At 64.9% G+C, this 24,824-nt stretch carries 24 protein-coding genes, 1 tRNA gene and 1 riboswitch; of the genes, 10 read left to right on the top strand and 15 right to left on the bottom strand.

Annotated elements, in window-relative coordinates:
* Positions 1-5: 5 nt before the first annotated feature.
* Positions 6-2,216 (bottom strand): LPS-assembly protein LptD, encoded by a 2,211-nt coding sequence (locus tag SCLO_RS10260; RefSeq protein ID WP_096362219.1) that lies wholly within the window; start codon positions 2,214-2,216, stop codon positions 6-8.
* Between the two features lie 252 nt (positions 2,217-2,468).
* Here SCLO_RS10260 and SCLO_RS10255 point away from each other — a divergent pair, with 252 nt between their 5' ends.
* From SCLO_RS10255 to ndk, 3 genes are all read left to right on the top strand, one after another.
* A complete protein-coding gene (locus SCLO_RS10255) occupies positions 2,469-3,914 on the top strand; it encodes a leucyl aminopeptidase (protein WP_066517265.1) in 1,446 nt (481 codons plus the stop codon).
* Positions 3,914-4,351 (top strand): DNA polymerase III subunit chi, encoded by a 438-nt coding sequence (locus tag SCLO_RS10250; protein WP_066517263.1) that lies wholly within the window; start codon positions 3,914-3,916, stop codon positions 4,349-4,351. The genes SCLO_RS10255 and SCLO_RS10250 overlap by 1 nt, the downstream gene beginning before the upstream one ends.
* Positions 4,352-4,443: 92 nt before the next feature.
* Positions 4,444-4,866, top strand: a complete 423-nt coding sequence (gene ndk, locus SCLO_RS10245) for a nucleoside-diphosphate kinase (RefSeq protein WP_037461517.1) — start codon at positions 4,444-4,446, stop codon at positions 4,864-4,866.
* A gap of 119 nt (positions 4,867-4,985) precedes the next feature.
* Here ndk and SCLO_RS10240 read toward each other — a convergent pair whose 3' ends face one another.
* The 7 genes from SCLO_RS10240 to SCLO_RS10210 form a co-directional block, all read right to left on the bottom strand.
* A complete protein-coding gene (locus SCLO_RS10240; protein WP_066517259.1) occupies positions 4,986-5,450 on the bottom strand; it encodes a hypothetical protein in 465 nt (154 codons plus the stop codon).
* A 15-nt stretch (positions 5,451-5,465) separates the two neighbouring features.
* Positions 5,466-6,677, bottom strand: coding sequence for an NO-inducible flavohemoprotein (gene hmpA, locus SCLO_RS10235; RefSeq protein ID WP_066517258.1), 1,212 nt, complete (start codon positions 6,675-6,677; stop codon positions 5,466-5,468).
* Between the two features lie 30 nt (positions 6,678-6,707).
* Entirely contained in the window at positions 6,708-6,983 is a 276-nt protein-coding gene (locus tag SCLO_RS10230; protein ID WP_096362218.1) for a DUF1971 domain-containing protein, read from the bottom strand.
* Positions 6,984-6,985: 2 nt separating this feature from the next.
* Positions 6,986-7,393, bottom strand: coding sequence for a group III truncated hemoglobin (locus tag SCLO_RS10225; RefSeq protein ID WP_066517254.1), 408 nt, complete (start codon positions 7,391-7,393; stop codon positions 6,986-6,988).
* Between the two features lie 170 nt (positions 7,394-7,563).
* Entirely contained in the window at positions 7,564-8,238 is a 675-nt protein-coding gene (locus tag SCLO_RS10220; protein WP_174521958.1) for a glutathione S-transferase family protein, read from the bottom strand.
* Positions 8,239-8,328: 90 nt separating this feature from the next.
* Complete coding sequence (locus SCLO_RS10215) at positions 8,329-8,922, bottom strand: class GN sortase (RefSeq protein WP_066517250.1); 594 nt, start codon at positions 8,920-8,922, stop codon at positions 8,329-8,331.
* The gene (locus SCLO_RS10210) at positions 8,919-11,042 is read right to left on the bottom strand and encodes a marine proteobacterial sortase target protein (protein WP_066517248.1); all 2,124 of its coding nucleotides are present in this window, start codon (positions 11,040-11,042) and stop codon (positions 8,919-8,921) included. The genes SCLO_RS10215 and SCLO_RS10210 overlap by 4 nt, the downstream gene beginning before the upstream one ends.
* A 173-nt stretch (positions 11,043-11,215) precedes the next feature.
* On the opposite strand from SCLO_RS10210, the gene SCLO_RS10205 reads away from it, so the two are divergent.
* The 3 genes from SCLO_RS10205 to SCLO_RS10195 all read left to right on the top strand — a co-directional run bounded on the left by SCLO_RS10205 (position 11,216) and on the right by SCLO_RS10195 (position 16,104).
* The gene (locus SCLO_RS10205; protein WP_066517247.1) at positions 11,216-11,947 is read left to right on the top strand and encodes a helix-turn-helix domain-containing protein; all 732 of its coding nucleotides are present in this window, start codon (positions 11,216-11,218) and stop codon (positions 11,945-11,947) included.
* A 96-nt stretch (positions 11,948-12,043) separates the two neighbouring features.
* Positions 12,044-12,291: riboswitch (cobalamin riboswitch) on the top strand.
* Positions 12,292-12,470: 179 nt separating this feature from the next.
* Positions 12,471-14,591: a TonB-dependent receptor gene (locus SCLO_RS10200; RefSeq protein ID WP_066517246.1), complete on the top strand. Its 2,121-nt coding sequence runs from the start codon at positions 12,471-12,473 to the stop codon at positions 14,589-14,591.
* Positions 14,578-16,104 carry a PepSY domain-containing protein gene (locus SCLO_RS10195; RefSeq protein ID WP_066517242.1) on the top strand — a complete coding sequence of 509 codons (1,527 nt, stop codon included), beginning with the start codon at positions 14,578-14,580 and terminating at the stop codon, positions 16,102-16,104. Before SCLO_RS10200 ends, SCLO_RS10195 begins: the two co-directional genes overlap by 14 nt.
* Here SCLO_RS10195 and SCLO_RS10190 read toward each other — a convergent pair.
* Positions 16,028-16,510, bottom strand: coding sequence for a hypothetical protein (locus SCLO_RS10190; RefSeq protein ID WP_123905479.1), 483 nt, complete (start codon positions 16,508-16,510; stop codon positions 16,028-16,030). The two genes, SCLO_RS10195 and SCLO_RS10190, sit on opposite strands and share 77 nt — an antisense overlap.
* A 145-nt stretch (positions 16,511-16,655) precedes the next feature.
* A complete protein-coding gene (locus SCLO_RS10185; protein ID WP_066517241.1) occupies positions 16,656-17,360 on the bottom strand; it encodes a DUF3592 domain-containing protein in 705 nt (234 codons plus the stop codon).
* Between the two features lie 343 nt (positions 17,361-17,703).
* On the opposite strand from SCLO_RS10185, the gene SCLO_RS10180 reads away from it, so the two are divergent.
* Positions 17,704-18,207: a hypothetical protein gene (locus SCLO_RS10180; RefSeq protein WP_145980669.1), complete on the top strand. Its 504-nt coding sequence runs from the start codon at positions 17,704-17,706 to the stop codon at positions 18,205-18,207.
* A gap of 152 nt (positions 18,208-18,359) precedes the next feature.
* Here the strand turns inward: SCLO_RS10180 and SCLO_RS10175 are convergent, their stop codons facing one another.
* From SCLO_RS10175 to SCLO_RS10165, 3 genes are all read right to left on the bottom strand, one after another.
* A complete protein-coding gene (locus SCLO_RS10175) occupies positions 18,360-18,857 on the bottom strand; it encodes a DUF2497 domain-containing protein (protein WP_066517239.1) in 498 nt (165 codons plus the stop codon).
* A gap of 65 nt (positions 18,858-18,922) precedes the next feature.
* Positions 18,923-20,386, bottom strand: a complete 1,464-nt coding sequence (locus SCLO_RS10170) for a TolC family outer membrane protein (RefSeq protein WP_066517237.1) — start codon at positions 20,384-20,386, stop codon at positions 18,923-18,925.
* Positions 20,387-20,400: 14 nt separating this feature from the next.
* Complete coding sequence (locus SCLO_RS10165) at positions 20,401-21,033, bottom strand: protein-L-isoaspartate O-methyltransferase family protein (protein ID WP_066517235.1); 633 nt, start codon at positions 21,031-21,033, stop codon at positions 20,401-20,403.
* Between the two features lie 287 nt (positions 21,034-21,320).
* On the opposite strand from SCLO_RS10165, the gene SCLO_RS10160 reads away from it, so the two are divergent.
* Positions 21,321-21,394, top strand: a tRNA-Cys gene (locus tag SCLO_RS10160).
* A gap of 167 nt (positions 21,395-21,561) precedes the next feature.
* The gene (locus SCLO_RS10155) at positions 21,562-22,527 is read left to right on the top strand and encodes a tyrosine-type recombinase/integrase (RefSeq protein WP_231923214.1); all 966 of its coding nucleotides are present in this window, start codon (positions 21,562-21,564) and stop codon (positions 22,525-22,527) included.
* Here SCLO_RS10155 and SCLO_RS10150 read toward each other — a convergent pair.
* Entirely contained in the window at positions 22,490-23,449 is a 960-nt protein-coding gene (locus SCLO_RS10150) for an IS481 family transposase (protein WP_096362068.1), read from the bottom strand. The genes SCLO_RS10155 and SCLO_RS10150 overlap by 38 nt on opposite strands.
* A gap of 172 nt (positions 23,450-23,621) precedes the next feature.
* Between SCLO_RS10150 and SCLO_RS10145 the strand changes: the two genes are divergently transcribed.
* Positions 23,622-24,488: an energy transducer TonB family protein gene (locus SCLO_RS10145; RefSeq protein WP_231923213.1), complete on the top strand. Its 867-nt coding sequence runs from the start codon at positions 23,622-23,624 to the stop codon at positions 24,486-24,488.
* Between the two features lie 103 nt (positions 24,489-24,591).
* Here the strand turns inward: SCLO_RS10145 and SCLO_RS10140 are convergent, their stop codons facing one another.
* The gene (locus SCLO_RS10140) at positions 24,592-24,813 is read right to left on the bottom strand and encodes a hypothetical protein (protein WP_123905478.1); all 222 of its coding nucleotides are present in this window, start codon (positions 24,811-24,813) and stop codon (positions 24,592-24,594) included.
* Positions 24,814-24,824 lie beyond the last annotated feature (11 nt).

The raw sequence follows: 24,824 nt of genomic DNA, 5'->3' as shown, positions 1-24,824 counted from the left end.
GATCCTTATATGCCAATATTGCGAAAAGCCAGACGCAGTTGGAAGGCGTTGCCCTTTCGGGCGTCACCGGTCGTCTGATAATCGCGCCGCCAGGTGAGGCCCAGCGTCAGGCAGTCGTCCTCATAAGCGATGCCGAGCCGGTGCCGCACGGGCTCATAGCCGTCGGCCAGGCTGAACGGGTCCTCCTTCGCGTCGGTCAGGTCGATCACCGTCGATCCGAACACAGACCAGAATTTGGCGAACTGGACGCGTGCGCCCAGCCGCAGTTCCTCACGGTCGCGCAAATCCTCCAGCGTGTCGTCGATGTCGCGGTTCAGCCGCAGATAGCCCAGCATGACATAGGTCTTGCGGCTGCCGACGGTCGCGTCGATCTCATTGCGGCGGATGGCCAGATTGTCCTTGTCCAGCCGGAAACGGTGGGTCAGGCTGATGAAATCCTTGAAGCGGGCGGTGGTGCGCCCCACGATGTCGGAGGTGCGGTCCGACAGGCCCGTGCCGTCGGGGAGGATGCTTTCCCGGCTGTTGAGGCGATAGCTCTGGCCGACGATGCTTTCCAGCGCAAAATCGGGCAGGGTCAGGCTGTATTCGAGGCCATAGGTGATGCGGGTCGAATCCTCGAAACGGTCATAGCCCGCGAAGCGGTTGAGCGCGAAGAGGTTGCTGTCCTCCAGGTCGACGGCGCGGGCGTCTTCATTGGGGACGGACAGATTCGCCAGGCGCGGCGCGGCAACGACCTGGATGCGCGGCGTGATCCGCTGCACCCCGCCGAACGCTTCGCCGATGAAGGGCCAGCGCACGTCGATGGCGGCGGCGGCGATGCCGCGGGCCTGCCAGCCCGGACGGCCGCGATAGCTCTCCACGCTGGTCAGCAGGTTGTCGCTGCTGTGATAGACGTCGCCGCGCAGATAGGTGGTGAAGTTCACCTCCTGCCCCATGCCGGTCAGCTTGCGGAGATTCCATTCGAACGCGGCGAAGGCGCGCTGCGTGTCCTGCCCGTGGGTGCGGGTGATGGCCAGCGTGTTTGCCTGCAACTGGATGCGGCCGCCCAGCAGGGGATCGGCCATCCGCAGGCGATAGTCCATGACGGGCAGCGCGATGGGCGTCTGCCCCTGCGGGTCGCCCGCGCGCAACGTCTGGACCGCCCAGCCCGCCAGCGAGAAATAGCTGTTGGTCCCGATCCGCTGCACGCCCAGGGTTGAACGCAGCCGGTCGTCCCGGCTGATGTCGTAGCGGCGCAGGAAAGTGCGGTCGGTCGCCACCCGCAGCGATCCGTTGACGCTCCATTCCGGCGTCAGCTGCATGCCGCCGCTGGCGTCGAAATAGCCGCGCAGGTCCTTTTGCGAATTGGCCGTGCTGATGCCTCCGCCCGGCAGCCTCTCGCCGATGCCGACGCGCCGGCCATGGGTGACATAGCCGGTGATCTGGTAAGCGCCCCGGTCCCACAGGTGCCGGAAATTGGTTTCCAGCATCGGCAGCGTGTCGGAATAGACATGAGGCGTGACGGTCAGGTCGCGATTGGGCGCGAGCTTGAAATAATAGGGCAGCGCGACTTCGAAGCCGTTGGTGCGGTCGTAGCGGATATTGGGGATGAGCAGGCCCGTGCCGCCATTGTCGCCCACCGGATGCGACAGGCCGGGCAGCGGGATCAGCGGCAAGCCGAACAGCTCGATCGTCGCGCGGTTATAGGTCACGCGCTGGCGATTGGGGTCGTAGGTCACTTTCACGGCATTGATCTGCCATGTGGGCTCCTTGGGGCAGCCGTCGCTATCCTCGACCGAACAGCCGGTATAGGCGGCCTTGTGCAGCGTATAGACGCCGTTGACGCGCTCGCCCTTGGCAGCGGCGAGGCGGCCGCCCTGTTCCAGCACCAGCAGCATGTTGTCGACCGCGCCGTCCTTCAGCGTATCGGTGACGTCGAAACGGTCGCCATAGGCCGTATTGCCTTCCGGATCGGTGACGGAAACATGGCCCTGCGCCACCACCTGGCCCGTGTTGCGGTTCCACACCACCTTGTCCGCGCGCAGCCGGTTGCCTTCGCGCAGAAGCTGCACATTGCCGCTGGCGGTCACGATTTCCGTATCGCTGTCATAGACCAGCGAGTCCGCGGCGAAGCCAATCTCGTCATCGGTTGCTGGCACCGGCGCGTCGGGCGCGCTGATCGGCGCCTGCGGTTCGTTGAGCTGCTGCGCCATGGCCTGCGCGGACAGGGCCAGCATGGGCAGCGCGGCGCCGGCGAGCAGCGCGGAACGGAAAAGGGAAGAGGAAAGGGTTGTTTGCAAAGGATTGTGCCTTTTCGGGGGCGCTTCTTTGCGATCGCCTATCGCATTGCTTGGCGCGCGCCGCAATCGGTCGTGGCGGCTCTTTTGCTCTAAAATCGGTCGAACGGCCTTTGCCAGACGAAGAAAGCCGCCTATCTGGCAGGCATGGGTCCGCATGGGCCGCATGAGAAATGAAGAAAAGGTTCCAGGATGGATATCGCATTCAGCTCCTCCCGCCCCGACGCCGATACGCTGGTGTTGGCCGTATCGAAGGGCCCGGTCGAAGCTTTGCCGTTGGCGGCATCGTCCACATTGACGGCCGGAGCCGCCGCGGCGCGCTTCACCGGCGAAGCGGGGACGAGCTTCGAGAGCTTCGCGGAGGAAGGCGGCAAGGTGCTGCGCGTCGTCCTGCTGGGAATCGGCGCGGGCGGCGAGGCCGATCTGGAACGGGCGGGCGGCGCGCTGACGGCGAAGCTGGCGACCAGCGGCGCGGTTCATGCCGCCGTCGAGTTTCCGGCGGGCGTTTCGGGCAAGGATGCGGCGCGGCTGGCTTACGGCGCTTTGCTGCGCGGCTGGCGGATCGATACCTATCGCACGCGCCAGCCGGAAAAGGCGAAGCCCACGCTCCAGACGATCACGGTCGTTGCCGCCGATGCCGGGGCGGAGTGGGAAAGGCTGTCCGCCGTCGCGGCGGGCGTCGCCTTCACCCGCGAACTGGTGTCCGAACCGGCCAACATCCTCTATCCGGAAAGCTTCGTCGAACGCTGCCGGCATCTGGAGGAACTGGGCGTCAAGGTCACCGTGCTCGACAAGGCGGCGATGACGGAACTCGGCATGGGCGCGTTGCTGGGCGTGGCGCAGGGGTCCATGCGCGAGCCGCGCCTGCTGGCGCTGGAATGGGACGGCACGGGCGGCGCCCAGAAGAAGCCCGTGGTGTTCGTCGGCAAGGGCGTGACCTTCGATACCGGCGGCATTTCCATCAAGCCCGCGGCGGGCATGGAGGACATGAAGTGGGACATGGGCGGCGCGGGCGCGGTCGCGGGCGCGATCAAGGCGCTGGCGGGGCGCAAGGCGAAGGCGCGGGTCGTCGGCATTTGCGGCCTGGTCGAAAATATGCCGGACGGCGCGGCGCAGCGGCCCGGCGACATCGTGACCTCTATGTCCGGCCAGACCATCGAGGTGCTCAACACCGATGCCGAAGGACGGCTGGTGCTGTGCGATGCAGTGACATGGGCGCAAAAGACCTACGATCCCGAGGTGCTGGTCGACCTAGCCACGCTGACGGGCGCGATGATCGTGTCGCTGGGCAGCGAATATGCGGGCATCTTCTCCAATGACGACGGCCTCGCCGACGATCTGGTCGCGGCCGGCAAGGCGGTGGGCGATCCGCTGTGGCGCTTCCCGCTGTCGGATGCCTATAACAAGCTGATCGACAGCCCGATCGCCGACATGAAGAATATCGGGCCGCGCTTTGCCGGGTCGATCACGGCGGCGCAGTTCATCAAGCGGTTCGTCGACGATGGCGTCAAATGGGCGCATCTCGACATTGCCGGCATGGTGTGGGCCGACAAGCCCGGTCCGGTGTGGGACAAGGGCGCGACCGGCTATGGCGTGCGGCTGATCGACCGTTTGGTGGCGGACAAGTTCGAAGGCTGATGCAGGTCGATTTCTACCAGTTGAGCCGCGATCCCGTGGAACAGGTGCTGCCCGCCATCGCGGCGCGTGTCCTGGACCTGGGGGAGCGGCTGCTGGTAGTGGCCGATGAGCCGGAAAAGCTGGCACGGATTTCCGCCGGGCTTTGGAGCGGGCCGCCCGAGAGCTACCTTGCGCATGGCCGCGCCGGGGAGGGGCGGGAGTATGTCCAGCCCATCCTGCTGTCTCACGCCTGCGCGGCGGATAATGGCGCGCGGCATGTGGCGCTGGCGGACGGCCGGTGGCGGGACGAGGCGCTGGGGTTCGATCGCGCCTTCCACTTCTTCGATGCCGACACGATCGAGGCGGCGCGGGAAAGCTGGCGGACGCTGGCGAAGCGGGAAGGGGTGGAACCCCGCTTCTGGCGGCAGGACGGGCGCAAATGGATTCGCGTGGCCTGACGGGCGGCGGCGCATAGGCCTCTTGCGGCGGGAAGCCGCCCGGTCTAAAGGGCGCGCGATCTTATCCCAACAATTCGGAGTTTTCGGGTCTCATGGCCGTCACGCGCACCTTTTCGATCATCAAGCCCGATGCGACCCGTCGCAACCTGACGGGCGCCGTCACCAAGAAGCTGGAGGAAGCGGGCCTGCGCGTCGTCGCATCGAAGCGCATCCGCATGAGCCGCGAACAGGCCGAAGGCTTCTACGCGGTCCACAAGGAACGCCCCTTCTTCGCCGATCTGGTCGCCTTCATGATCTCCGGCCCGGTCGTCGTGCAGGTGCTGGAAGGCGAGGACGCCGTGAAACGCAACCGCGACATCATGGGCGCCACCAACCCGGCCAATGCCGACGAAGGCACGATCCGCAAGGAATATGCCGAATCGATCGAAGCCAATTCGGTGCATGGTTCGGACAGCGAGGAAAACGCCGCGATCGAGATCGCCTATTTCTTCAAGCCGGAAGAGATCGTCGGCTGATCCTGATATCAGGCGTAAAATCCAAAAAAAAAGGGGCCGGGGCATATGCTTCCGGCCTCTTTTGTTTGATGTTCCTTCTCGATCGATAGCCGTTTCCGCGCCGCCCGCATGGCCCTTCTTCAAAAAAGACCGTGACTGCCCCCGACAGCGCCGATCACCGTCACGATGGACGCCGCCAGCGCGATCCGGTGCATCCGTTCCATCCGTGCGAAATCCGCGGCGGGATCGGCGGACGCCTTAAGCCGCCGGTGCAGGAACAAAGGCTCCACCACGAACAGCATCGCCGCGAAGAGCAGCCAGAGGATCAGCATGGCGTGCATCCACCAGAAGCGCGGATCGGCGAAACGGTCCCATATATCCGCCCGCCACGTCATCCACAGCCCGCTCGCCCCCGCGATCAGCACCCACCACCGCGCCTGCGGGGCGAAGCGGCCCTCTATCCGGTGAAAGGCCGCCAGCCTGTCCTCCGGCTCATGCCCGGCCCGCACGGACGGCATCACCACCAGCGTCACGAACGCCACGCCGCCGATCCACATCAGCACTGCGACGACATGAAGGACGCGCGCCAGGATGAAGTCGTCCATGCGGAAATCCTTTCCCTAGGCGGCGAGCAATTCGTCCGCCGGCCCGAAGAATTCATAATGGATGCGCCCCGCTTCCACGCCGGCGAGCGACAGCGCGGAAACGGCGGCGCGCAGGAAGGGACGCGGCCCGCAGATATAATAATCCGCCTCGCCCACCGGCGTGTTGGCGATCAGCCATTCGTCGGTGACGATCCCCGGATAGTCATAATCCTGCCCGGCCACTTCCCCGGCCAGCGGCGTCTGGTGGAAATCCACGACCTTGATCGCGCTCCCTTTCGCCGCGACGGCGCGCACATGGTCGCGCATCGCATGGGTTTCGCGGTCATGCGTGCCATGGATGTACCATGTGGGAAGCTGCGGATGGCGCGATGCGATCGTCTCCAGCATCGCGACCATCGGCGTCAGTCCGACCCCGCCCGACAGCAGTACCGCCGGACGCTCCGGATGCTCGGCCAGGAAGAACTCGCCCGCCGGTGGCGCGACTTTCAGGATCGTTCCCTCTGTTACATGGTCGTGCAGCCATCCCGAAGCCAGCCCCATCGGCTCGCGCTTCACCGAAATGCGATAGGTTTCGCCATTGGCCGCGTCCGAAATGGAATAGTTGCGCTTGACCGGAGGATGTCCCGGAATCTCGAACCAGAAGGTCAGATATTGCCCCGCCTTGTGCCGGATCACCGGCCCTCCGTCGGCCGGACGCAGTATGAAGGACCGGATGACGCTGCTTTCGCGAACCACCCGTTCGACGCGGAACTCGCGCCAGCCGTTCCAGCCGCCTTCGGCCCCCTTCTGCTCCTCATAGACGCGCTTTTCCCGCGCGATCAGGATGTTGGCGAGGAACCAGTAAGCCTCGCCCCATGCGGCCAATATCTCATCGGTCGCCGCGTCGCCCAGTACCGCCTTGATCGCGCCCAGCAGCGCCTCGGCGACATGCGGATAATGCTCCGGCAAAATCTGCAGGCCCACATGCTTCTGCGCGATCCGCTCGACGGCGGGGGCCAGAGCGCCCAGATTGTCGATATTGCTGGCATAGGCGAGGATCGCGCCCGTCAGCGCGCGAGGCTGCGACCCGGCGTCGCCATGATGCGACTGGTTGAACAGGTCGCGGATGTCGGGGTTCTGGAACATGCGCCCATACATTTCGTGCACGATGTCCAGCCCATGCGCTTCCAGCGCGGGAACGGTGGCCTTGACGAGTGCAATGGTCTGCTCATTCAACGTCTGCGACATAAAACCTCCTTGGGACATGAAAACGGGGAATCAGCCGCCGGGCGGCTGGTCGTAGAAATCGATCCGCATCTTCATCGCGCCTTCGGGCGTGACGAAATGCACCTGTCGGGGCTGCAACACCGCCGCATGATCGGGGTCCAGCATCCGCTCGGAAAAAGGATCGAGGCAGGTCAGCTTCAGCCGTCCCTCGATCACCCGGATCACGCCCCAGACCTTGGCCTTCGTCGCATGGTTGCTGCGCAATGCCGCGGGAAGGCTGTCCTGATCGAATACCGGCGTCGACCGATAGGGCAGCGGGATCGCCACGCTCATGGCAGTGCCGCCACGCACCCAGGAGAATCCGTGCGATCCAATCGGAAGAACAGCGCCAGTTGCAGGCTTTCGGCGATCCGGGCCGCCTTGTCCTGCAACGCGCGCGCGGCTTGCGGTTCCATCATCTCGTCGGTCGTGCGCGCCCATAAAGCCAGCCAGCGGTCGAACAGCGCCGGGCTGATCCGTTCGCGATGCTTGTTATGCGCGGGAACCGGCTGACCCTTGTAACGCCCGCTCGCCAGCATGACCGACGACCAGAAAGCGGTCAGCTTCTCGATATGCTCCGGCCAGTCCTCCACGGCGTCGTTGAAGATGGGGCCTAGCGCCTCATCCTCCCTGATCCGCGCATAGAAAGCGTCGACCAGTCGTCCCAATCCGCTTTCATCCATCCGCAACCCGGCCATGCGCCGCGACTCCAATCATGCATATGAAATGCATCTATAGCGGCGCGGAAAAACATGCAAATAAAATACACAATATAAACAGGGGAGGCGCGAAGTCGCTTGCCGCCAGCTCTATCGAGCCCCGGCTCGGCATGAATGGGCGTGGCGGCCAGCGCCACGCATCCTTGGTTTCACAAGGTTTGCGGCGGCGCTTCGAAGCGGTCGATCACCCATTCTTCCGCCTGCGCGCCGCCGATCCATTCCTGCATCCACGGATGCGCGATGATCGCGTGCATATAGGCCTGCGCGAAGCGGGCGACGGGAAGCTGATAGGTGATGAAGCGCGTCACCACCGGCGCAAACATCACGTCCGCCGCGCCGAACGCCCCGAACAGGAAATCGCCTTCGCCGCCATAGCGGGCGCGGGCCTGCGCCCAAAGCTGCATGATGCGCGCCATGTCCTGTTCCACGGCTTCCGACACCGGGGCCGGGTCGTAGATCTGGCGGATGTTCATGCCGTGCTCACGGCGCAGGGCGGCGAAGCTGCTGTGCATTTCCGCCGCCATGGAACGGGCCATGGCGCGCGCGGCGGGATCGATGGGCCAGAATTTGTCGCCACCCGATTTCTCGTTGAGATATTCGATGATGGCCAGACTGTCCCACACGACGATGTCGTCGCCGTCCCAAAGGATCGGCACCTTGCCCGAGGAAGGGGCAAACTCGTCGCCTTCGCGCCGCTTTTCCCATGCCTCGTCATAGAGGGGGACGACCACCTCCTCGAAGGGCAGGCCCGATAGCTTGCACGCCAGCCAGCCGCGCAGCGACCAGCTCGAATAGGCCTTGTTGCCAATGAACAGCTTCATCATGGCCCCAGCTTTAGCTGCCGGGCGGAGAAAGTCGAGTGCTCGATGCCATCCTTCCCGTGCCGCTCGCCGATCCCGATCATGCCGGCAATCTCATCCGTCATGCCGTTCCGCCCAGACGATATAGCGCAGGGGGCCATGGCTGTTCGCATCGAATGGATAGCAGGTGGTGAGCGCCAGCAGCGGGCGTTCCGGATGCGCCGGATAGGCGAAGCGATCCCAGCGGACGACGGTCGAGCCGATGATGGTGTATCGGTGGGTTTCTCCATCGATGGACTGGACCTCCACCATGTCGCCGGGGCGCACCGATTTTAGGAAGGCGAAATGGGTATCGCGGTGGGCGGCCATGATCGTGACCGGCGGCTTGGCGGGCATGACCGTGGGGCCGAACGCCATGGCCTGTCCCGATCCACCCGACAGCACGACCTGACTGACGCCCAGACGCGGCACGGCGATGCGGGCGGCAGGGGCGGTGTCGGCCCAGGGCCATGGCTTGACCGGCTGGTGGCGGGCAAGGCTTTGGTCGAAGGCGCGGTCGAGCAGGATTTGCGCGGCCCATGCCTTGATCGGGACGATCGCGCCCCTCGCCATCAGGGTGAGGCCGAGCAGGCAGAGCGCCGTCAGGAGGATCGTGGGAAGGACGCGCCTGAAGGCGCGTCCCCCTTTCATCGCGGCGGCGGCGGTCATGCGCGGACCTTCCGGCGCTGGATGCCAAGCCCTGCAAGGCCGATGAGCAGCAGGGCCATGCCCCCGGCGATCATGCCCATATAGCCGGTGGCGGTCTGGGGCAGGTCCATCGCCTGCGCCTGTTCGGCGGGCTGCGTGTCGCCGCCCTTCGCGGCCCCGGCGGCCTGTCCGCCGAAGAGGACATCGAAATCCCAGCCAGCGGGCAGCAGCAGCGGCAGTTCCTCCCGCGTCAGGCTCGCGCCTTCGGGACGGGCCGGGGTTTCGTCCACCGCGACGAGGCTCGTCTGGCTGGTGACGATGGAGTAGGCGAGGCCGAGTTGCGCGATGGTTTCGTCGGCGGTGGCGTCGTCCGTCTCATCGGCCCAGCGGGCGGCTTCGGCATCGGCGATGCGGCGGTTGGCCCAGAGCTTCGCGACGGCGGGGCTTTCGGCGGCGTCACGCAGGTCCAAGGTCTGCGACCAGGGCTTGTCGCCGATCATGCCGGTGACGGTCAGCTTTCCGCCAGGCGCGTTGCCCCCGATCAGCTTCTCCCGGCCCAGCAGGACCAGCGGTTCGCCCGCATAGAGGTCGGGCAGCTTGCGCGGGGTCAGGTCGAGGCTGGCGCCTTCGACGCTGACCTTGAGGTCGCGGACGGCGGGGCTGGCGAGGCGGTCGAGCAGCGCCGTCATCTTCGCGGCGACTTCCTCGCCGGTGCCGACATTGGTGAAGGTGCCCCGGCCCGCTTCGGCCATGCGGCGCATCAGATACTGGTTGGGCGCGGAGCCGATGCCGACCATGAAGATGCGGCTGCGGCCTGCCTTCGCGGCGATGGCGGCCATCATCTCCTTCTCGTTGGAGATGTCGCCATCGGTCAGGAAGACGATCTGGCGGACGCCCTGCATGTCGGCGGGACGGCTGTCGATCAGGGCCGATTGCAGCGCGGGCAGCATTTCGGTGCCGCCATTGGCCTCCAGCCCCTCGGTGAAGCGGCGGGCCAGCGCGATCTGCTCCGCCGTGGCGGGGACGCTGTCGTCGAACAGGCGCGTCATCGTGTCGTCGAACCGGATGATGTTGAAGCGGTCCTGCGGGCGGAGCGTGCCGAGCGCATAGAGCAGGCTGTCCTTGGCCGCATCCATCGACTGGCCGCCCATGGAGCCGCTATTGTCGATGACGAAAACCATTTCGCGGGGAGGCGCGGCGCGTTTCCGCTCCTGCATCGGGGGGGTGATGGCGGCCATCAGATAATCTTCGCCATTCAGGGTCTGACGGAACAGGCCGATCGTCGGATCGGCGCTGGCCGAACGCCAGCGCAGCTCGAAGTCGCGGTCGGCGGGGACTTCGCCGTCGGCGAGGCGGATGGTGCGGTTCTGCTCGCCGTCCTGCTCGACCGCGATGCGGTGCCAGGGGCTGATGAGATTGGCGGGCTTGAAGCCGGGGGTGAGGCGGACGGTGATCGAAACGGGGTTCAGATCCTTGCCCAGCGTGGGATGCGCGAGGCGCGCGGTCACGGCCTGCGCGTCGGCGGCGGGGGTCTGCTGCGGCGTGTAGCGCGGCCCCGCGACCAGCGGCAGGCGCAGCGCGAACTCGCCGCTGAGCTGGCGGACGGGGGCCTGATATTCGATGGAGATCAGCACCGTCTCGCCCGGTCCCACATTGGCGACGCTGTTGCGGAACAGATTGGGGCGTTCGGATTCGACGAGGCCCGCCTTCTTCCCTTCCTCGCGGGCTTTCTCGTAGATGGCGCGGGCTTCCTCCCGGCGCTTGATATGGCCGATGATGACGCGCTGGCCGACTACCATCTTCAGGCTGTCGACCGCGCCCTCTTCCGGCAGCGGGTAGAGATAGGTCGCCTCCATCCACTGATTGCCGCTGTTGCGGAACGCCTGCGTCACGCGCACGCGGGCGGTCTGGCCGCTGACGGTTACGTCCATGTCGGTGCCCAGCCGCATGGCGGGCATGGCGGTGGCGACCCCTTTTCCTTGCAGCATCAGCGTGCCGCTGCCGATGGCGTCGGGATCGGCGGCCGGTTCGGCGGCGGTGAGGCGGCTCGTCAGGAAGATGAGGGCGACAAGGCCCAGAAGCAGCGAGAGGCCGAGCGCCAGACGACTGCGCGACCGGCGGGGAAAGAGGCAAAGGGGCATGGCGGACTCCATGAAATGAGGAGCCTTTCCACTAGGCGCGCGCCATGCCGGACAGCCATCGGCAAGCCATGCCGTTTCTTGCCGGAGCGGGCAGGGATGTGCGGCGCGCGCGAAGGGGCTTGACGGATTGTGCGGTTTTGTGCGGAATTGTCCGGTCCTTATGGGGGAAGCCGATGCAGCCGGAAGCGGACGAGGGATTTGCCGAAAGGCTGCGCGAAGAACTGGCGCGGCGGCGCATGTCGCGGCAGGCGCTGGCGGATATGGCGCGGATCAGCCTGTCGACGCTGGAAAAGGCGCTATCGGGCAGCCGCCCCTTCACCCTGGCGACGGTAGTGAGGATCGAGGAGGCGCTGGGCGCGGCGTTGCGTGGCGGGAATGGTGGCGATCCGGGTGTGGGGCGTGATCTGGCGCCCGATCATATGGGTGCCTACAGCCGCGCCGCGATCCGCTGGATCGAACAGGATTATGTGACGCTGCGGGCCAGTTTCGGCACGCCGGGCGCGGTCATCGCCTATCGGACGCGGGTCGCATGGGACGAGGCGGCGGGCTATCTGCGCTTCGCCGAGGCGGACCGCGCGGACGGCGCCTTCGCCCAGTCGGGCCATGTGTCGATGCCCAACCTGTCGGGACATATCTATCTTTCGACCAATGAGCAGGGGCAGCACCGGCTCATCATCCTCAGCCGTCCGACGCGCGAGGGGCGGATGTTCGGCCTGCTGACAACCTTGCAGGTCGGCGCGGGATCGCAACTGGTGCCGGTTGCCTGTCCGATTGCCTTCGTGCCGCAGGCGCAGTTGCCCGACATGGCGATGGGCGTGATCGAACCGGCCCACCCGGCCTATGCGGATTGCCGCGCGACATTGGACCGGGCCATGCAGGATGATTTCTGCCGCTGGCGGCCATGATGCGACCGCGCCAGCCGGACCCTGTCGGATAGCTATTGCCTAGTTCAAGCCTAAAATATAAAGAGCCTTGTCCTTTCCGCGTCCTTCGGCCGTAGGGAGGATGAAGATCGCGTCGGTTTCCCCGGAGACGGGGATGAAAAGGGAATGCGGTGCGGGTCGTTCGAGGCCTTATCCCGCAGCTGTCCCTGCAACTGTAAGTGGCGAGCGCGACATATAAGTGCGGACGGCATTGCGCCCGAGCCGCCAGCCACTGGGCCGGACGCTAAATCCTGCGGGGCCTGGGAAGGCCGTATGTCAAGCGATGACCCATGAGCCAGGAGACCTGCCGGCGTCTGGTCGCTCTTGCCCTGGTCCAGGGGATGGCCGCGGCACGGTGAACTCCGTCTGAGCGACGAACGAGCGGCAGGGGCCGCATCGGAGCCGCGTGTCGGTCGCCTCAGGCGTCCGGCCGATGCCGGTTGCCGACCGTTCGCGAACGGCACGCCCCCGCCCATTTGTCGTGAGACGCCGACGGGGGAAGAGAATGTTGAAATATGTTTCGGCCGCGATCGCGGTCCCGGCACTGGCCGCACCGGTCGTTGTCCACGCCGAGCATCCCGGTGCGGTGGCGGACAATGCGACGATCGTCGTCACCGGCACGGTCGATCCGCTCCGCCTGAACCATAAGACCGAAGGCGCGAGCCGTCTTGGCCTGACGCCGCTGGAGATGCCCGCCAGCGTCGAAACGCTGGATGGGGATGCGATTCGCCTGCGCGGCGACCTCACCATCCAGGATGCGGCCGCCCGCGCGACCGGTATCGTCAATATGTCGGGCGTGTTCGGCTACGGCCTCTCGGCGCGCGGTTTCACCGGACAGAACTCGGTTATGACGCTTTATGACGGGATGCGCATGTACAACAACACGCTGACTTTCCCGGCCGATCCGTGGATGGCGCAGAGCGTGGAAATCCTGCGCGGTCCCGCCTCGGTCCTCTATGGCGAGGGCGCTATTGGCGGCGCGGTCAACGTCGTGCGCAAAGAACCTTCGGACGAGATGATGGCCAGCGGCCGCATCGGCTTTGCGTCCTATGACAGCCTGAACGTTGCGGCGGGGGCGGGCGGTCCGGTCGTCGCGGGCGTCGGCTTCCGCGCCGATGCCAGCTATCGTCGGTCGGAAGGCTGGATGGATCGGGGGGATTCCCATGCGCTGGCGCTTTCCGGGGCGGTTCGGCTGAAACCGGCTGCGGACCTCAGCATCACCCTTTCGCACGACTATAGCAGCCAGAGCCCGCGCACCTGGTTCGGCGTACCGCTGGTGAACGGCAAGCTCGACCGGTCGCTTCGCCGCAACAATTACAATGCCGCCGACGCCAACCTGCGCTTCCGGGACAATTGGAGTCAGGCGAAGGTGGAATGGACTCCTTCCGAAGCGCTGACGATCCGCAGCACCTTCTATCATCTCTGGGCCAATAAATATTGGAAGAATGCGGAAAGCGTCACCTATGTGCCTGCGACGGCGGACAGCCCGGCACAGGTGCGGCAGTCGAGCTTTCTCGAACTCTACCATATCCAGAAGCAGACGGGGAACCGGACCACCGCGAACCTGGCGCACCAGATCGGCGGACTGGAAAACCAGCTGGTCCTGGGGTTCGACATCAACCGGATCAGCTACAAGAATGTCAGTAACAGCGGCAACAACGCGACGCGGCTGGTCGACGCCATCGATCCGGTGCCCGGCCTTTTCATCCATCAGGCGAGCGCGCCGACCAGGCCGCGCTATACCAACAAGATCCGCCAATATTCCATCTTTGCCGAGGATCGGCTGAAGTTCAGCGAGCAATTCTCGCTGGTGGGCGGGCTGCGCTACGACCAGCCGGAAATCACCAAGACGGATTATGTGAACGCCGCCAATAATTTCACGGCCACCCCCGATGCCGTCACCTGGCGCGTCGGCGCGGTTTATAATCCGGTGCCGGCATTGGCGCTCTACGGACAATATGCGACGGCGGCCGATCCGGTGGGCGCGCTCGTTTCCACCAGCTTCGCCCAAAGCGCCTTCGACCTGTCGACCGGCCGCCAATATGAGGCCGGGATCAAGCATGTCTTCTGGGGAACGCGCGGCCAGTGGACGCTGGCGGTCTATGACATCGTGAAGCGCAAGCTGCTGACTTCCGATCCCCTGGTGCCCACCATCCAGGTCCAGGTCGGCCAGCAATCCTCGCGCGGGGTCGAAGCATCCCTGTTCCTGGAGCCGGTGGACGGTTTCAGCATCACCCTCAACGGCGCGCTGCTGCGGGCGCGCTACGACGATTTCACCGAGTCCGTGGGCGGCGTCCTCTTCCAGCGCGCCGGTAACCGGCCGAGCAATGTCGCGGCGAAAAGCGCCAATGCCTTCGTCAGCTGGGAGTTCGCCGAAGGGTGGGTCGTCGACGGCGGCGTCAGCCATGTCGGCAAGCGGTATCAGGACGCAGCGAACACCCGCGTGGTGCCCGCTTATACCCTCACCGATATCGGCCTGAGGCGGCAACTGGTCGAAGGGGCCAGCATCGCCTTGCGCCTGCGCAATGTCTTCAACGAAACCTATGCCCGCTCCACCTATGGCGCGACGCAATGGGTGCTGGGAGACCCGCGCACGGTGGAAGCGACGCTCCATGTCGGCTTCTGACCCGGGGCAAGCGGCGCGGCGGGGACCAACCGTCCCCGTCGCCCTCTGGAAGAAGGCGAAGCGCTGGCTTTACGTCTTCCACCGCTGGACGGGCATCATCCTTTGCCTCCTTTTCGCCATCTGGTTCCTGTCGGGACTGGTGATGCTCTATGTGTCTTTCCCATCCTTTCGCGCGCCGGAGCGGGTCGGGACGGCAGCGCCGATCGACTGGCCGCAGGTGCATGTCGATCCCGGCCAGGCCCTGGCGAGCCTGGGCGAAAAGGATTTCCCCGCCGAGATGCGGCTGGGCATGACAGGCGGGGAGCCCGTCTATCGCTTCGTCACGAAAGCAGGGCGGCGGGCGGTGTCGGCAAGGACCGGCCGGGAGATCGGCGGCGTCGACGCGCCCCGCGCCCGGCAGATCGCGGAGCAGCTTGCCGGGGCGCGGGCGCTCTCCGTCGATCCCGTTGCCCATGACCAATGGGTCGTCACCCGCGCCTATCACGCGATGGCGCCCTTCTGGCGCGTGCGGCTCGCCGATCCGGCGTCGACCGACATCTATGTCAGCCAGAAGACCGGGGAGGTCGTGCAGAACACGACCGCGCATGAGCGATTCTGGAACTGGCTGGGCGCTGTCCCGCACTGGATCTATTTCGAGGCGCTGCGCCTGTTTCAGGAACCGTGGCGGCAGGTCGTGCTCTGGACATCGGGCATCGGCATGTTGGGCGCGGTCGCGGGTTTCTGGGTCGGCATGCTGCGCGTCCGCCTGACCCGGCGGTATCGGTCGGGTTCGATCAGCCCCTATGCGGGCTGGATGAAATGGCATCATGTCATCGGATTGCTCGGCGGCGTGTTTCTCATCGGCTGGGTCTTCAGCGGCTGGCTCTCGATGAGTCCCTGGGGCGGACTGCGGGACAGGAGCCATGCCGATGCGGCCAGCCTCTATGTCGGCGCAAAGCCCGGCTTTCCCGCGACCGACATCGCGGCGCTGACCCGGATCGCGCATGGCGCCCGCGAACTGCGTTTCGCCTATCTGGGCGGCGATCCGGTCATCAGCCTGTGGGGGCGCGGACCTGCCACGTTGCTGGATGGGCGGACGGCCGGTGTGGTGGCCCTGGACTGGACGCGCATTGCCGCCCTGGCGGGGAAAGCCATGCCTGGCGCCCGACTCGTCGACATGGAGCGTCTGGAGCGCCCCGACCGCTATTGGTATTCGACGGGCGACGAACGGGATGACAGCCGGCCGCTGCCGATATGGCGGCTGAAATTCGACGATCCTTCCCACACATGGCTCCACATCGATCCGGTCACGGGCGCGTTGCTCGGAAAGCTGGGATCGGGCGGGCGCTCCTACCGTTGGCTGTTCAATGCGCTGCACAGCTTTGATTTGCCGTGGCTGCTTGTCTGGCCGCCGCTGCGGCATATCGTCGTCTGGCTCCTGTCCGTGGCAGGCATCGTCATTTCCATGAGCGGCGTCGTGATCGGATGGCGGCGCCTGTTCGCGCGGAAACGGGCGTCGCGTTCCCGGTCATGATGTCTGCCCGTGTGCAAGGCCCGAAACGCGCGCTGCCGGTCTCGGCACAGGCCGCTTCCGGCGTCTTGTAGGATATAGCCAGTATGAGCGCCCAGATCAGGGCCGCGCCGAGCCACAGCACCAGGACATAGCCTGCCCCTCTCAGGAGAACGGGCGCATAAGGCGTGAGATAGAGATTGAGCCCGCCTGCAATGAGAAATGTGAATGGCCACAGAACGCCTGCCCAGATGGTCGCGCTCCAGACCCAGTCGCCGTGCCAGTTGACGAGATTGCCATAGAATGGCGCCAGTAGCGGGTAGCACGCATAGTAGAGCGCCGCACCGAGCGCTCCCATGCCGAGAAAACCGAGGACGAGCGCGCTGGCAAAGACAATGATCGACCATTTCATTCCCATCATTACGCTCATACCGGCCTGCATATCCTTTTATCCGGGATGCCACCGCAATTTTCGCGCGGTAGCCTCTCCGCCCTGTGCTTCAAAAGCCGCGATGTTCGGACAGCGCCCTTGTCGCGGGCCTCATCCATGGCCTCCGGCGCACATCCTCGTCACCCTATAAGGGCTGGATGTCCGACAGGTCGACATGATAGCGCAGCGGATCGGCGGGATCGAGCAGCACGCGCAGCGTGCGCCCCGCCAGTTGCGCCGTCGGATCGACCCAGATCGCTTCGCTCTCGAAACGACGCAGGCGCCCGGTCGCCGGGTCCATCGCCTGAGCCACGACCCGAAAGGGATGATCGCCATGGCGGGTGATGCGCTTATCGCGAAACACATGGAGAAAACCCGCTTCCACTGGCTTGCCTTCGCGCAACAATCGCGAAATTGTTCTGCCTCGCTTCAGGTCGATGACCAGCAGAACCGTGCCAAGCGCGGCAAATACCGCGCCGAGGCCGAGGAAGATCGCCATCGCACCCCTGCGGCCCCAGAAATCATCGACAACGGCATGGGACGGGCGCGCCGGATCATAGAGAACCGAGACGTCCTCCCCCACCGAAAAGCGCGGCGGGTTGGAGCGCACGGACTCGCTGAACTCCCGCCGCTGCCCGCTTCCATCCGCAAAGCCGATGACGGCTGTATAGCTGATGCCCTGCGTGCGATCACGGTCGACATGGCGGACGAGTTCCATGACGGTTCCTCGCGCCTTTGCCGCCCGCGCACTAAAGCCGGCATCCCGCTGCAACAGAACGGCGCTGAAGAGGAGGAAGATCAATCCCACCGCGGCAAACAGGCCGCCTATCCACCGGAACATATTTTTCATGGCTCCCCCATGGCATTGCGGCAGCAGAGACCGCAAGCACCATGGGCCGATGAATTTGGCGGCTCAAACGCGTGGAATTTGCCGGACACTGCGATTAACATCAGACCATGACAAAAGATGGGCCGCCCTCGCGGCTTCACGATATCCGCTTCTTCGTCGGCAATGGGCGGCATCATCTGGAGGGATACCACGACGCGTGGGCATTTGCCCGCCGTCTGGGCTGGTGGCTCAACGGCGAAGGCTTCAGCATCGGGCATAGCCCGGCGCTGTATGTCAGCTACATTTGCGACCTTCCCATCGGCGCCGTTGCAGCGGAACCGCCAAGATTTACGCCTGATGACTGGTGGTTCGGACGGTGGCGGTCGGTGTCCCCGGAGGCTTCCCGGGCGAGGATGTCGAGCAGGGTGCTGCCGCAGGGATCATGGCCTGCCTCAAGGCGCTCAAGCCGGAGGACAGCGCGCTGATCGACCGGGCGGCCGCGATTGTGAGCGCTGGCGGGAGCGATTGCCGTTTCCTGCTGAAGGTCAGGGAGTCCGCCAGGCAGATCGTCGAAATTTCAACGACGATCGGCGCGCCTCCTGAACCCTCGCGGCTTTATGTGAGCGTGACGGATAAGGCCACCGGCGCCTATCGGGAGGCTCCGCCAGCGAAAATCCAGTCCTATGACGATGGCGTCTATCTGGCGGGCAAGGTCAGGATAGCACGGAGCGGCGTGAATCTCGCGCCCCGGGCATCGACGATGGCGCGCCTTGTGGTGGAGCAGAATCCGAACGCCGCGACATGGGGAATCGATGAATTTGTGGATGCAGAGCGTCCGGCGATGTCCGGCCTTCTGAAGTTCAGATGAGGCATGGCGCCATTGCCGGTCATGCTTCGGCGGACACAGGCGGCGCGGCGATTGGAGTTCGGCGCGAACTCATCCTCATTGCCGGTGTAGTGATGGTCGAGCCAATACATCCTGGGTGAAAGCAACCGCCAGCGACCAGCCGCCCGAAAACCCTATCGCCCCGTAATGCGCTGGATTTCCTTCGCCACCATATCCTCGACCAGCGCGGGCAGGCGGGCGTCCAGCCATTCCTTCAGCATCGGGCGCAGCATGGCGCGGACCAGTCCTTCCAGCGTGTTCCCGCTTCCCTCTTTGGGCGTCACCAGCATGGAGGAGAGCGCCGACAGGGAATGGCGCGCGGCGACTTCGCTTTCGACCGACAGGATGCCGTCGTCTTCCGGCGTTTCCGGCGCGTCGACGGCCGCAGGCCTGGAAACGGGCATGGGTTCCTCCTCCATCCCGACCTCATCGGTCAGTTCCAGCACTTCCTCGACGGCGGGTTCGATCGCCGGAGCGGGCACGCCCAGTTCCACCGGAGCCTTGGTCCCTTCGCCCCGGCTGCGGCGCGGCGCGGACTGCTGCGCGACGGCTTCCTCGCCTTCCTCGGCGATGATGCGCTTGATGGACGAGAGGATCTCTTCCATCGAGGGTTCCTTGCTCATGTCACCCATGGACGTCCCCTAACGGCTTTTCCGGCCTGTCCGCTCTGAAAGGCCACGCAAATATATCCGCCAACTCAAGGCCGTGCGGTTTCCGCCTCCACATTGGCGTTTTGCGCGGGCGTGTCAACGGTGCGCGTGGCCTGCGGCACGGGCGCGGGGTCATAGTCCCAGTCGAACCACTTGCCTTTCACCCGGTCGTAATTGACCATCGGGTCATAGAGCGCGCCGCCCTCCAGCCCCAGATCGCGGGCTTCGGCATGGCCCATGGCGGCGAGCAGGCTGAAGCCCGCGACATAGGCGTTGCGCCGCGCCGACACCAGTTCCACGCGGGCGTTCAAGGATTCCTGCTCGGCATTGAGGATATCGAGGATCGTCCGGCTACCCACCGAATTTTCCGCGCGCACGCCTTCCAGCGACAGGCTGGCGGCATCCACCGCCTTCTGGCTGGATGCGATGGTCTGGAGCGAGGCCTGCCAGCTGGCATAGGAAGCGCGCGTCTGGGCGATGATGCTGCGCTCCACCTCGACCTGCTGCTCCATCGCCTGCGATTCGAGCGCCTGGCTCTGCCGCACCCGCGCGCCGGGCCCGCCGCCCTGATAGAGCGGCACATTGATCTGGACGCCCGCCGCCGCCTGCTTGTTGATCTGGCTTCCCGTGCTGTTCTCCAGCGAGTCCAGATAATTGGTATAGCCCGCCTGCGTGAAGGCCGACAGGCGCGGCGACGTGCCTGCCTTCGCCACCTTCACATCATAGCGCGCGGCGTCGGCGGCCTTCTTCGCCGCAAGGATGTCGGGATTGTCGTTGAGCGCCACCTGTACCGCCGAGGCAGGCGAATCGGGCAGGCCCGGCAAGGCGGGCGGCGGCTCCAGATCGTCGGGCGCATCGCCCACCAGCGCGACATAATTCTCCCGGCTGGTGATCAGGTTCGCTTCGGCCGTCTGCAAATCGGACCGCGCGAGCGCCAGACGCGATTCGGACTGGGCGACGTCGGTGCGCGTCACGTCGCCGACTTCGAACCGGTCGTTGGTCGCCTGCAAATTGACGTCCAGCACCTTCACATTGGCGCGGTTCAACGACACGATCGCGCTGTCGCGGATGACATCCATATAGGCGGCCACCACTCGCGAAAAGATGCTCGCTTCCGTGCCGCGCAGGTTCGCCTGCCCGGCTTCGACGCGGACCTTCGCCGCCTTGACGCCGTTCCGCACCGAACCGCCGGAATAGATCGGGACGCTCAGTTGCGCGTTGGCGTCGACCGTCCGCTGGGGCGAAGTGAAGCTGATCGTCGGCTTCAATATGCTTTCGGAATAGGTGCCGGTCGCGTCGAGCGCGGGCCGCCCCGCCGCCTTCTGGATCGGCACATTCTCGTCCGTCGCCCGCTGCCCTGCCCGCGCGCCCGTCAGCGTCGGATTGGAGCGATAGGCCTTGATGAGCGCGACCTGCAACGTCTCGCCCAGGGCAGGCCCCGTCATTGCCGGGGAAACCAGCAGCAAAGCCGTGGCGGCGCAGAGCCGGAGGGAAGGTCGCCTTGCTGTCATCGGTTCCCGTTTCTTCAGAAGGTGAAACGCTCCGGCGCGGCGAAACCCGGCAGCACCACCATTTCGATGTCGGCCAGCCGGACGAGCCCCAGAGCCCCCGCCACGACGCGGCCGCTGCACAGGCGCGTGACGCCGCGCTCGACCAGGCCGGTCACGACCCGGCCGCCTTCCGCGATCTGCGCGACGAGCGCCGCCGGCACGTCCTGCACCGCGCCATCAATGAACAGCACGTCGTAAGGCGCACCGTCCGTGGCTCCCGCATGGAGTGCACCGCGTTTCACGGTCGCGCCCGGCACGGCGATCTCCGGCCCGCCCTCTTCCTCGACGGCGGTGACGACCGCACCCAGTTCGACCAGCAGCGCCGCGCTATAGCCGGTGGCCGCGCCGATCAGCAGGACCTTGTCCCCTGCTTCGACCTGGGCTTCCTTGAGCAGCCGCCCCGTCGCCAGCGGCGGATTGAGCGCGCGTCCGCCCGACAGCGGCACGGCCCGGTCGATATAGGCCATGGCGCGGCGCTCGGCGGGCAGGAAATCCTCGCGCGGCACGCGGGCCATCACGGCGATCACGCGCGGATCGTCCACATCGCTGGTGCGAAGCTGGCTTTCGACCATGGCGGTCCGCATCGATGAAAAATTCTGATCGGTCACGACGGTTCCTCGCTTGGCACAACTGTATTGACAATGCAATACAGTAAGGCGTTCACCGGACCTCTAAATCAGCATCGAGCCGACGCCAAGCGGCTTTGCGCGGCCCGGAAGCAGATTCTTGCGTTCCGCGACGGGCGAACGGCCGCAAGTGGCCGATGCCGGCGATCCCGCGCAACGCAAGACCGCCTGCCCTGAAAGCTGCCCAAAGGCGCATCGCGAACTTTCAGGATTGCGCTGCGAACGCCTTCCCGCTAGTTGGCCCGTCTGCCGCACGGAATTGCGGCCGAGGCCCGATGGCGGAGTGGTGACGCAGCGGACTGCAAATCCGTATACGCCGGTTCGATTCCGGCTCGGGCCTCCATCTACCCTGTCAGCCAACGTGTGCTGATGGTTGAAAAAACCTTAGATTTCCGTTAGTTTAGGGGCATCGCTGATTGTCAGCGACTGCCTCTGTTTGCCTATAAATGTGGCAGATCGGGGCAATTTTGGGGGCCTCGCCAAAGGCCCCCACAAGAGCGAGGCCCCCAAATGGCGCTGACAGACACCCCAGTCCGCAACGCGAAGCCCAAAGGCAAGCCCTACAAGATCACGGACGGCCAGGGGCTTTACCTGCTGGTCAATCCGGGAGGCAGCAAACTCTGGCGCGTCAAATATCGGCTCAACGGCGTGGAGCGAAAGCTGGCGCTGGGGTCGTATACTGAAATCACGCTGGCCGAAGCGCGCTCAGCGCGCGATGCGGCCCGTAGGCAAGTTGCCCATGCGGTCGATCCCAACGCCGCCAAGCGTCAAGCTTGCATCGAGGCGAGCATCCGCGCCAGCCACAGTTTCGCCAGCGTGGCCGAGGAATTGATTGAGAAGAAGACGCGGGAGGGGCTGGCGGAACCGACACTGAAAAAGATGCGCTGGTTTGTGAAGCTGCTGGGCCGCGATTTCGGCAAGCGCCCCATCGCGGAGATCACTCCGCAGGAACTGTTGCACGAACTGCGTAAGCATGAGCGGCGGGGCCGGTTGGATACGACGAATCTTCTCCGGGCGTTCGCCAGCCGCGTTTTTCGCTATGGGGTGGCGACGGCGCGGGCCGATCGCGACCCGGCCCAACTGCTGATAGGCGCGCTGACGACAGCGAGGGTCAAGCATTTCCCCGCGATCACCGATCCGGTGGCGTTCGGCGCGTTACTCCGGGCGATCGAAGATTATCAGGGCGATCCCGCCGTTATCTATGCCCTGAAACTCACGCCCCACGTTTTCCAGCGTCCGGGCGAAATCCGGCAGATGGAATGGACGGAGGTGGATTTTGATAAGGCGGTCTGGATCATCCCGGACGCAAAGATGAAGATGCGCCAGCCCCATTCGGTGCCGCTGTCCCGGCAGTCGCTGGCGATCCTCACCGATATGCGCTCCCTGTCCGGTTCCGGGCGATATGCGTTCCCGTCGATCAGGACACGGGCAAGGCCGATTAGTTGTTCAGTCCCGGCATCTGGTGGATTGGGTTGACGATGAACCGTTCTGGCTCTGACGTCCAGATCTTGGCGATGTATTCGTAGGGTGTGAGCCCGCTGAGCGTTTTGAGCCTTCGGGCGAAGTTGTAGGCGGCCATGAAGTCAGCGAGGTGCGTCCGGAGTTGCTGATGGCTGTCGTAGTGGAAGCGTTTGACGGTCGCCTCCTTGATGGTCCGGTTCATCCGCTCGACCTGGCCGTTGGTCCACGGGTGGTTCGGTTTGGTGAGACGATGCTCGATGTCGTTTGCCTCGCAGATCATGTCGAAGCGCATCTGGCGTGACCATGCGGTGTTACGGTTGCGCGGCTGCTCGGCGAACTGGATGCCATTGTCCGTCAGGATCGTGTGGATGCGGTAGGGCACCGCTTTCAGCAGGTGTTCGAGGAACTCCCACGCCGTTCGGCGATCCGCCTTGTCGACGAGTTGCGTGACGGCGAACTTGCTGGTGCGGTCGATGCCGACGAACAGGTACAGCTTGCCTTCTGCAGTTTGCACTTCGGCAATATCGATGTGGAAGAAGCCGATCGGATAGCGTTTGAAGCGTTGTCGCTTTGGCTTGTCACCTTCGATGTCGGGCAGGCGAGAGATGCCGTGTCGCTGCAGGCATCGGTGCAGCGCCGATCGTGTCAGGTGCGGGATCGATGGTTGCAGGGCATAAAGACAGTCATCGAGCGGCAGCAACGTGTGTCGACGGAACGCCACAACCATTGCCTCCTCGGCCTCGGACAGGGTGGTGGAATGAGGGGCCTTCGGCCCGGTCTTCAAATCCTCGACCGTCGCCCGCTTGCGCCACTTCGCCACCGTCTTCGGGTTGATCCCCAAATCCCGGCTCAGCGTCGCGAGCGAAGCTTGCGATCGCTGTATTGCTGCTCGGACGGCGTGCGTGGTCGTGGCGCTCCCGTGACGTACCTGTCCCATAAGGCTTCCTTCCATTCCAACGAAAGGATCGCACCATCAAACCGTGGGATCAAACACTTAGCTTGTTTTGGTTCCATGTCCGTCCCGGCGTTCTCCTCACAGGCGGCGTCGGGGCATTCATGCTTTTCTGGGCTGTATGGATCGTTCGGCGTCCCGAACCGGGAACGCGACGATGAAAAGAGCGGACGATCTGTCGCGCCAGCTTGCTCTGGCAAGCGACCGGACGGGTGCCTTGGCGCCTCATGCCATCGAAAGGATCGACCAGCCCTATCGGTCATCCCATTGCGGGATGGCATCGCGGCCGGCAACATACCATCACGCCGATGCCGCTTCACAGGGCCAAGGCCGCTATTGCAATCAGCCCACGAGTTGGAGCGCGCGGCTTGCCGGCTTTTCCGGCACAGCGGCGATCTTCGGTCTGGTGCTACTCGCTATGTTGTTCACGTGGCGGACGGTCTATCGTCCTACCGTATCGACCTCACGGTCGCTGGTGGTCGAATTGCGTCCGCTGGCGGCGCCGCCGGACCCTGTGCGCGATGTGGCTCCAGGTCCAACGGTGGTAGAAAAGCAGAATGCGCCGCCGGTTCCTCCAAGGGACACGCCGCCGCCGCTTTTTCAACTTCCGACTTGGCCCCCGGCGCAAGCGGATGCCCCGCGACCGGTTGAAATCGTTGATCCCGGTCCATCCATGCCGAAAACCTACGCGCCACAAAACGCCGTCGCGCCTCCTGCTGATCGACTGTCCAGTGACGCGCAACCCGATTGGCAGAGTCTGGTGCTCGCGCATCTTCAGCGTTTCCGCCAGTACGCGGCCCGTGCCCGTGCCGCCCGGCAACAGGGTGTCGTTTATATCCGCTTCTCGATGAATCGCGCGGGCATGGTGCTGACATCCACCATCATCCGAAAATCCGGCTATTTCACGCTCGATCAAGCCGCACTCGAAACGCTGCGGCGAGCGCAGCCATTGACGACGATCCCGAATGGCAAACCGGATATCATGGAGCTCTCAATACCCGTCGAATTTTTCCTGTCGCGATGAGGTGAAAATGCGCCTGCGGCCGAGCGCCGATTCGGTGCAATGCTTGAAAGAATGAAAGCCCAAGTCCAGCCTCAGGTCGTGTGACCTGACGGGTAATCGTAGCTCATATGTTTGTTGCGTATATCGTAAAGACCAGGCGACGGCGCTTCCCCCTGAGGTGGAAACCGATGCCCAGCACATCGCGCGGCTCCTCGAAATGGAAATGGCGCGGAGCGGCAGGACCAAGCTGGCTCAGCATCAGGATCATGCCGTCACCGAGCGCCAGCGTCTCGACTTCCTGCGACGAACCCTGCGCCATCGCCGCCCATGACGGTGTGGACGTCATGAAGAATCTCT

Source organism: Sphingobium cloacae (assembly GCF_002355855.1).
Classification (GTDB): domain Bacteria; phylum Pseudomonadota; class Alphaproteobacteria; order Sphingomonadales; family Sphingomonadaceae; genus Sphingobium; species Sphingobium cloacae.
This window is presented reverse-complemented; position numbering and strand designations above follow the sequence as displayed.

Bases quoted from the DNA above. Each gene is read 5' to 3' on its own strand.
- SCLO_RS10145 (WP_231923213.1), top strand. From the start codon at position 23,622: ATGAAAAGAGCGGACGATCTGTCGCGCCAGCTTGCTCTGGCAAGCGAC.
- SCLO_RS10250 (WP_066517263.1), top strand. From the start codon at position 3,914: ATGCAGGTCGATTTCTACCAGTTGAGCCGCGATCCCGTGGAACAGGTG.
- SCLO_RS10240 (WP_066517259.1), bottom strand. From the start codon at position 5,450: ATGGACGACTTCATCCTGGCGCGCGTCCTTCATGTCGTCGCAGTGCTG.
- SCLO_RS10140 (WP_123905478.1), bottom strand. From the start codon at position 24,813: ATGACGTCCACACCGTCATGGGCGGCGATGGCGCAGGGTTCGTCGCAG.
- SCLO_RS10155 (WP_231923214.1), top strand. From the start codon at position 21,562: ATGGCGCTGACAGACACCCCAGTCCGCAACGCGAAGCCCAAAGGCAAG.
- SCLO_RS10170 (WP_066517237.1), bottom strand. From the start codon at position 20,386: ATGACAGCAAGGCGACCTTCCCTCCGGCTCTGCGCCGCCACGGCTTTG.
- SCLO_RS10225 (WP_066517254.1), bottom strand. From the start codon at position 7,393: ATGGCCGGGTTGCGGATGGATGAAAGCGGATTGGGACGACTGGTCGAC.
- SCLO_RS10175 (WP_066517239.1), bottom strand. From the start codon at position 18,857: ATGGGTGACATGAGCAAGGAACCCTCGATGGAAGAGATCCTCTCGTCC.
- SCLO_RS10255 (WP_066517265.1), top strand. From the start codon at position 2,469: ATGGATATCGCATTCAGCTCCTCCCGCCCCGACGCCGATACGCTGGTG.
- SCLO_RS10190 (WP_123905479.1), bottom strand. From the start codon at position 16,510: ATGAGCGTAATGATGGGAATGAAATGGTCGATCATTGTCTTTGCCAGC.
- hmpA (WP_066517258.1), bottom strand. From the start codon at position 6,677: ATGTCGCAGACGTTGAATGAGCAGACCATTGCACTCGTCAAGGCCACC.
- SCLO_RS10220 (WP_174521958.1), bottom strand. From the start codon at position 8,238: ATGATGAAGCTGTTCATTGGCAACAAGGCCTATTCGAGCTGGTCGCTG.
- SCLO_RS10200 (WP_066517246.1), top strand. From the start codon at position 12,471: ATGTTGAAATATGTTTCGGCCGCGATCGCGGTCCCGGCACTGGCCGCA.
- SCLO_RS10210 (WP_066517248.1), bottom strand. From the start codon at position 11,042: ATGCCCCTTTGCCTCTTTCCCCGCCGGTCGCGCAGTCGTCTGGCGCTC.
- SCLO_RS10185 (WP_066517241.1), bottom strand. From the start codon at position 17,360: ATGAAAAATATGTTCCGGTGGATAGGCGGCCTGTTTGCCGCGGTGGGA.
- ndk (WP_037461517.1), top strand. From the start codon at position 4,444: ATGGCCGTCACGCGCACCTTTTCGATCATCAAGCCCGATGCGACCCGT.
- SCLO_RS10260 (WP_096362219.1), bottom strand. From the start codon at position 2,216: ATGCTGGCCCTGTCCGCGCAGGCCATGGCGCAGCAGCTCAACGAACCG.
- SCLO_RS10205 (WP_066517247.1), top strand. From the start codon at position 11,216: ATGCAGCCGGAAGCGGACGAGGGATTTGCCGAAAGGCTGCGCGAAGAA.
- SCLO_RS10150 (WP_096362068.1), bottom strand. From the start codon at position 23,449: ATGGGACAGGTACGTCACGGGAGCGCCACGACCACGCACGCCGTCCGA.
- SCLO_RS10195 (WP_066517242.1), top strand. From the start codon at position 14,578: ATGTCGGCTTCTGACCCGGGGCAAGCGGCGCGGCGGGGACCAACCGTC.
- SCLO_RS10215 (WP_066517250.1), bottom strand. From the start codon at position 8,922: ATGACCGCCGCCGCCGCGATGAAAGGGGGACGCGCCTTCAGGCGCGTC.